General features: G+C 38.7%; 5 protein-coding genes. All 5 read left to right on the forward strand.

Annotated elements, in window-relative coordinates:
- Positions 1-157 precede the first annotated feature (157 nt).
- The 5 genes from V7659_RS16160 (at position 158) to V7659_RS16180 (ending at position 5,868) form a co-directional block, all read left to right on the forward strand.
- Positions 158-1,207, forward strand: coding sequence for a LacI family DNA-binding transcriptional regulator (locus tag V7659_RS16160; RefSeq protein WP_335540865.1), 1,050 nt, complete (start codon positions 158-160; stop codon positions 1,205-1,207).
- Positions 1,208-1,300: 93 nt separating this feature from the next.
- The gene (locus V7659_RS16165) at positions 1,301-2,575 is read left to right on the forward strand and encodes a Gfo/Idh/MocA family protein (RefSeq protein ID WP_335540866.1); all 1,275 of its coding nucleotides are present in this window, start codon (positions 1,301-1,303) and stop codon (positions 2,573-2,575) included.
- Positions 2,576-2,764: 189 nt separating this feature from the next.
- The gene (locus V7659_RS16170) at positions 2,765-4,012 is read left to right on the forward strand and encodes an ABC transporter substrate-binding protein (protein ID WP_335540867.1); all 1,248 of its coding nucleotides are present in this window, start codon (positions 2,765-2,767) and stop codon (positions 4,010-4,012) included.
- 86 nt (positions 4,013-4,098) lie between these two features.
- Positions 4,099-5,019: a carbohydrate ABC transporter permease gene (locus tag V7659_RS16175; RefSeq protein WP_335540869.1), complete on the forward strand. Its 921-nt coding sequence runs from the start codon at positions 4,099-4,101 to the stop codon at positions 5,017-5,019.
- Positions 5,020-5,034: 15 nt separating this feature from the next.
- Positions 5,035-5,868: a carbohydrate ABC transporter permease gene (locus V7659_RS16180; RefSeq protein WP_335540868.1), complete on the forward strand. Its 834-nt coding sequence runs from the start codon at positions 5,035-5,037 to the stop codon at positions 5,866-5,868.
- Positions 5,869-6,183: the final 315 nt, after the last annotated feature.

Here is a 6,183-nt window from a genome sequence, read left to right on the forward strand (position 1 = left end):
ACCTATAGTTTATTTTTTTATACCAATCATGTACCAACAACCCTTCATTTGGTCAAATGAAGGTACAACCTCTTTTACAAAATATTTAAAATGGGATAAGAATTTGTTATCCTATTAAAGAAAGCGCTTAAGTTCAAATCTAAGAGGTGTTTTAGTAGTGGCAAGATTAAAGGATATTGCGGAATATGTCGGCGTTTCCATTTCGACGGTTTCAAGAGTCATTCAAAATGATCAAACCAGAAATGTGCATCCGGAAACGAAAACGAAAATTTGGGAGGCAGTAAAGGAGTTGGGATATATTCCTAATCAGCATGCCCGAAATTTAGTGACCAACAAGCAAGAAAAAAGTAAGACAAGAACTATGAAAATTGGATGGGTAGCCAATCCAAAATCTGCTGAAACAAATCCCTATTTTGCAACGATTTATACAGGTATTCGTGATACTTTAACCAATAAAGATTATACCCTCATTAGTATTACCAAGGATGAGATCGAAAACGAAGTGCTGCTTCTTAAGACGATTCATGACTTGGGGATTGAAGGATTGCTTCTGATCGATAAGATTGAGGACAGCCTGATTGAATATATTCAGCAACATATACCAATAGTAGGGCTGGACTTTTATTATTCGGATAAAAATATCGCAATCGTAGACTATGATCGCGAGGCCGCGATCAAAGCGGTGGTACAGTACTTAGTGAAACAAGGACATCGAGACATAGGATTTATTGGTGGAGGGGTTGATGCAACCATTGAAGATTTATCTTCGGAACATCGTTTTAAAGGTTTTCAACAGGCCATGGAAGAATCAGGACTTGCGATTCAACCAGAATGGGTCATCAATACAAAATGGAAAATGGAAACTAGCTATGAACTAATGAGAAGTTTGATAAAAAGAGAGCCGCTCCATTTGCCGACCGCCATGGTTTGCGCAAGTGATTTAATGGCCATCGCTGCCATAAGGGCTGTAAGAGAAAATCAGCTTCGAATCCCTGAGGATATTGCCTTCTTTGGCGTGGATAATCTGGAAATGGGGAAATATTCATCACCCCAGCTTTCAACGGTAGAAATCCCTAAGTATGAAATGGGTAGAATGGCGGCTAAAACGATTATGGAAATGGTGGAAGAAGATGTAAGACTTCCGATAAAGATGATCTTGCCGTTTGAATTAGTCATTCGTGAGTCCTCTAACATAAAACGAACCTAAGTGGTTCTTTTTTAATCAACGCTCGGAAAACGTTTGGATTAAATCAGGAAAATAGTTGGAAAACAAAGTTTGATGATGATAGGAGAGTTTAGCATGAAACCAATGACAGCCATTTTGATTGGAGCAGGTGACAGAGGGGCAAGAGCTTATGCGCCTTATGCCTTAGAATATCCTAATGAACTAAAGATTATAGCTGTGGCAGAGCCAAATGGAGAAAGAAGAAGCAAATTTCAACAAGCTCATCATATTTCCGATGAAAATTGTTTAGAGTCGTGGGAAGAGTTATTGAATAAAGAAACAAAAATAGCAGATATCGCAATTATCTGTACACTGGATCGTCATCATTTTAAACCGACGATGAAAGCTCTGGAATTGGGTTATCATGTTCTGTTAGAAAAACCTATGTCTCCAGATCCAGTGGAGTGTATTGTAATGGAACATGCCGCCCAAAAGTATAATCGTCAGCTTACTATATGCCATGTGCTTAGGTATACCGATTTTTGGTCAACGATTAAAAAGGTTATTTCCAAAGGGGAAATTGGAGAGGTCGTATCGCTGCAGCTAAATGAAAATGTGGAAGTTATGCATATGTCCCACAGCTTTGTTCGCGGTAATTGGAATAACAACGGGAGAACAAGTCCGATGATTCTCCAAAAATCTTGTCATGATATGGATATTATTTCTTTTGTCATCGGCAAGGATTGTAAGCGTATAAGTTCATATGGTTCCCTCATGCATTTTAAGGAAGAAAATGCACCGGTTGGAGCACCTAATAGATGTTTAGAGGGCTGTCCAGCCGAGCTGGAATGTCCCTTTCATGCTGGCAGGTATTATCTTGGAGAAGGGAAAGGCTGGGCAAAGAAATTTACAGAAGACTATACGAATGAAGGCATCATAAAGGCATTAAATGAAACACCTTATGGAAAATGTGTGTACCACTCTGATAATGATGTGGTCGATCACCAAGTAGTCAATATGGAATTCGAGGGTGGTGCAACAGCAACGTTCAGCATGTGCGGCTTTACAAGGGAACAAACTCGAATTGTTCAAATCATGGGAACAAAAGGAGAAATACGTGGAAATATGGAGGAAAACAGCATCTCTATCTTTGATTTTCTCACGAAACAGGAAACGGTCATTAAGTTTGACAACCCCATTGGAGGACATGGTGGCGGAGACCAGGGCATCATGAGAACCTTCCTGAGAGAAATTCAATTTGGAAATAAACAGGATAGTGTTTCTTCCTCTTCTGCATCCGTAAGAAGTCACCTAATGGCATTTGCTGCAGAAGAATCAAGGTTACATCAGGGTCAATCGATTCATATTGACGATTATTATAATAGCTTAATAGAAAAGGTTAAAAGTTAAATTATTTAGGGAGGTGGTAATCGTTATACAAATTAGTTCTCGCTCAATTTTCTAATTTTAGTTTAGCAAAAGTAATAAAATTGAAAAATAAGTAAGGGATACAAGGGGAGCATGTCATTCTACCATTCCTGTTTTAAGAGTTTTTATTAGAAATCTACTAAATATTTATAGAGAAGGAAGGGAAACAAGATGAAAAAGTGGCTTATCATGCTTTTAACTGTAGTTGTAGGATTACTGGGGTTAGCCGGATGTAGTGATAGCACTTCAGGTAATTCCAAAGATGGAAAAGTGGAAATAACTTATGGATTTTGGGATAAGAAGCAAGTCCCTGCTGTCGAAGAAATTGTTAAGTTGTTTAACAAAAAATATCCGAACATTAAGGTGAAAACAGAGCTAACTCCATATGGTCAGTATTTCCAGAAACTCGAAACAGCGGCCACTGGGGGGGCCTTACCGGATGTTATGTGGATGAATGGTGCTCATGTTGAGCAATATGCGGAAGGGAAGGTTATACTCCCGCTTAGTGACCTTGCAAAGAAAGATAACTTTAGTTTAGATAATTATCCGAAATCATTAATTGATCTTTATACTGTTGATGGAAAAGTATATGGAATACCTAAAGACTTTGATACAACAGGCTTATGGTATAACAAAAAAATCTTCGATGAGGCAGGGGTGCCTTACCCAGACGAAACGTGGGATTGGAATAAGTTGAAGGAAGCGGCTAAAAAGCTCACAAATAAAGATAAAGGTATTTGGGGATATGGTGCTTTAATGGGCAATCAAGGCGGCTATTATGATTTTATATGGCAAAATGGCGGTTATATTATTTCTGACGATGGCAAGTCGGTTGGTTTTGACCGACCCGAGGCGATTGAGGCACTTAAATACAATATTAGTTTTATTAAAGAAGGGCTTTCCCCTACACAAGCTAAAATGACGGAAACCGCTGCTTCTGAATTATTCTCCTCAGGAAAAATTGCGATGATGTTTGATGGTCCTTGGATGGTTCCGGAATATAAGAATAATCCTGATTTAAACGTTGCTGTTGTGCCAAAAGGAAAACAGCGCGCGGTTGCAATTCATGGGTTATCTAATGTGATTGCGGCGAATACAGAGCATAAGGATGCGGCCTGGAAGTTTGTTCAGTTCTTAAGCTCTAAAGAAGCAGCTGAGGTATATGCGAAAACAGGAACAGTAATTCCTGCTTATAATGGGACGCAAGATGCTTGGATGCAATCTGTTCCAACTTTGAACCTTAAAGCCTTTATTGATGGTGTTGAATATTCTGTTCCACTGCCAAGTGTGAAAAGTACAGGGGAGATTTGGCAGTATGAAACCGATGTTCTTAAAAAGGCTTGGAGTGAGGAAGAAAGTATAGAAGATGCCGTAAAAGAGCTAACGAAAAAGGCAAATGAGGCTTTATCTAAGAAATAGAAAAATTGAAGAGGAGAAGTTGTTTCTTCTCTTCTTTTTTCTAATAAGGAGGGAATACAGTGAAGGAAATTCCTCTTCAAGTTGAAGTGAAAGCGAATAAAAAATTTAAGATTTCTAATTTAGCGAAGGCAAGGAAACGGTCAGATTACTTTTGGGCCTATCTCATGATTGCGCCTACGATGCTTGGCTTGTTTATTTTTTACCTGTGGCCCATCATTCAGACCTTTTACTTTAGTTTCACTGAATGGGGAGCATTTGGACAGTATGAGTGGACGGGGTTAGATAATTATAAGCGGATGCTTGAGGATACAAACCTATTAAAATCATTTAAGAATACCGGGATTTATATTATTTTTACAGTCCCAATTGGGATCTTCCTATCGATTCTCGTAGCGGTTCTCCTGAACCAGAAAATTAAGGGGAAATCCGTATACCGGACATTATATTTTTTGCCCGTCATCACGATGCCGGCTGCCATCGCCATGGTTTGGAAATGGCTTTTTAATTCCGATTACGGACTACTAAACTATCTCTTATCCTTACTCGGAATAAAGGGTCCGCACTGGGTAACTGATCCCAAAATCGCCCTATATTCCATTATTATTGTCGCGATTTGGAGTGGAATCGGGTATAACATGGTTATCTTTCTCTCCGGGCTGCAAGGAATTCCAAAAATGTACTATGAAGCTGCAGAAATCGATGGAGCAGGTCCCATAAAGGTGTTCTTTAAAATAACGCTTCCACTGCTCTCTCCTATTATTTTCTTTGTATCAATCATGTCTTTTATTGGGGCATTTCAAGTTTTTGACTTAATATTCATGATGATTGGTAAGGGCAGTACAGCTTTAGAAAGTACGCAGTCAATTGTGTATTTATTCTATCAACATGCATTCGTCTTAAATGATAAGGGATATGCAGCAGCCATCGCGGTTCTTCTGTTAATTGTCATTTTAATTATTACTGCAATTCAAATGGTGTTACAGAAAAAGTGGGTTCATTATGATTAAAAGGAAGTGGTACCAATGGAAAGAACAAGACAGCTTGTAATGAGTAAAACATTCCTGATCCATTTCATCCTCATTGTGGGATCGGTGGCAATGGTATTGCCTTTTATATGGATGATTCTCACCTCTTTAAAAACCTATGCTGAGTCAATTCATGTACCGCCTGTTATTATTCCAGAGGATTTCAAATGGGGGAACTACAAAGAGGTATTTGCACTGCTGCCTTTTTTCAAATTTATGTATAACACCTTTATTGTTACGGTCATACGAACAGCTGGGCAGTTGTTTTTGTGTTCGTTGGCCGCCTATGCCTTTGCCCGAATTGAATTTCCCGGCAGGAATTTTCTATTTATCCTAGCATTATCGGTACTCATGGTTCCTGGGCAAGTGTTTTTGCTGCCGCAATACATGATTATAGTGAAATTAGGCTGGTTAAATACATTGCAAGCCGTCATTGTCCCTGGTTTGTTTAGCGCGTTTGGTACATTCCTGCTGCGTCAATTTTTTATGGGACTTCCAAAAGAACTGGAAGAGGCGGCTAGGCTTGATGGTTGCAACCATTTTCAAATTTATTGGAAGATTATGCTTCCTCTCGCCAAACCAGGTTTGGTGGCATTGGGTATTTTCACTACCCTTTGGAGCTGGAATGAACTAATGTGGCCGATGATCGTGAATAGTTCTACTGAATCGATGACAATTTCTGTTGGGTTGTCATCGTTACAGGGTCAATATTTAACAAACTATCCGATCCTTATGGCAGGCTCGTTTTTGGCAATCCTGCCGATGCTGATTTTATTTATCATCCTGCAAAAGCAGTTTATTGAAGGAATTGCCGTAACAGGTGGGAAATAAACACATTGCATGCGGTCGGAAACGGTTGCATGTAATGTGTTTTCTCTGTTGATAGAAAACCGTTACCTTTGTAGGATATTTAAGTAATCGGGTTGACCCGTCAACCCAATTTGCTATATATTTAAATTGTAATAATATTCACTAAATTAGAACTAAAACAACACAACCACTTATCATCATCAAAGATCATTCCTCAACCGCCAATTCCTTATCAACATTGATTTGCACGTATACCATATTTCATTTTCCATTATACAAAAACCACAAAATAAGGCTCTATAAAAGTATTACTTAATTTCGCTTATATATTTAGAT

This window comes from Neobacillus drentensis (assembly GCF_036966985.1).
GTDB lineage: Bacteria > Bacillota > Bacilli > Bacillales > Cytobacillaceae > Neobacillus > Neobacillus drentensis_E.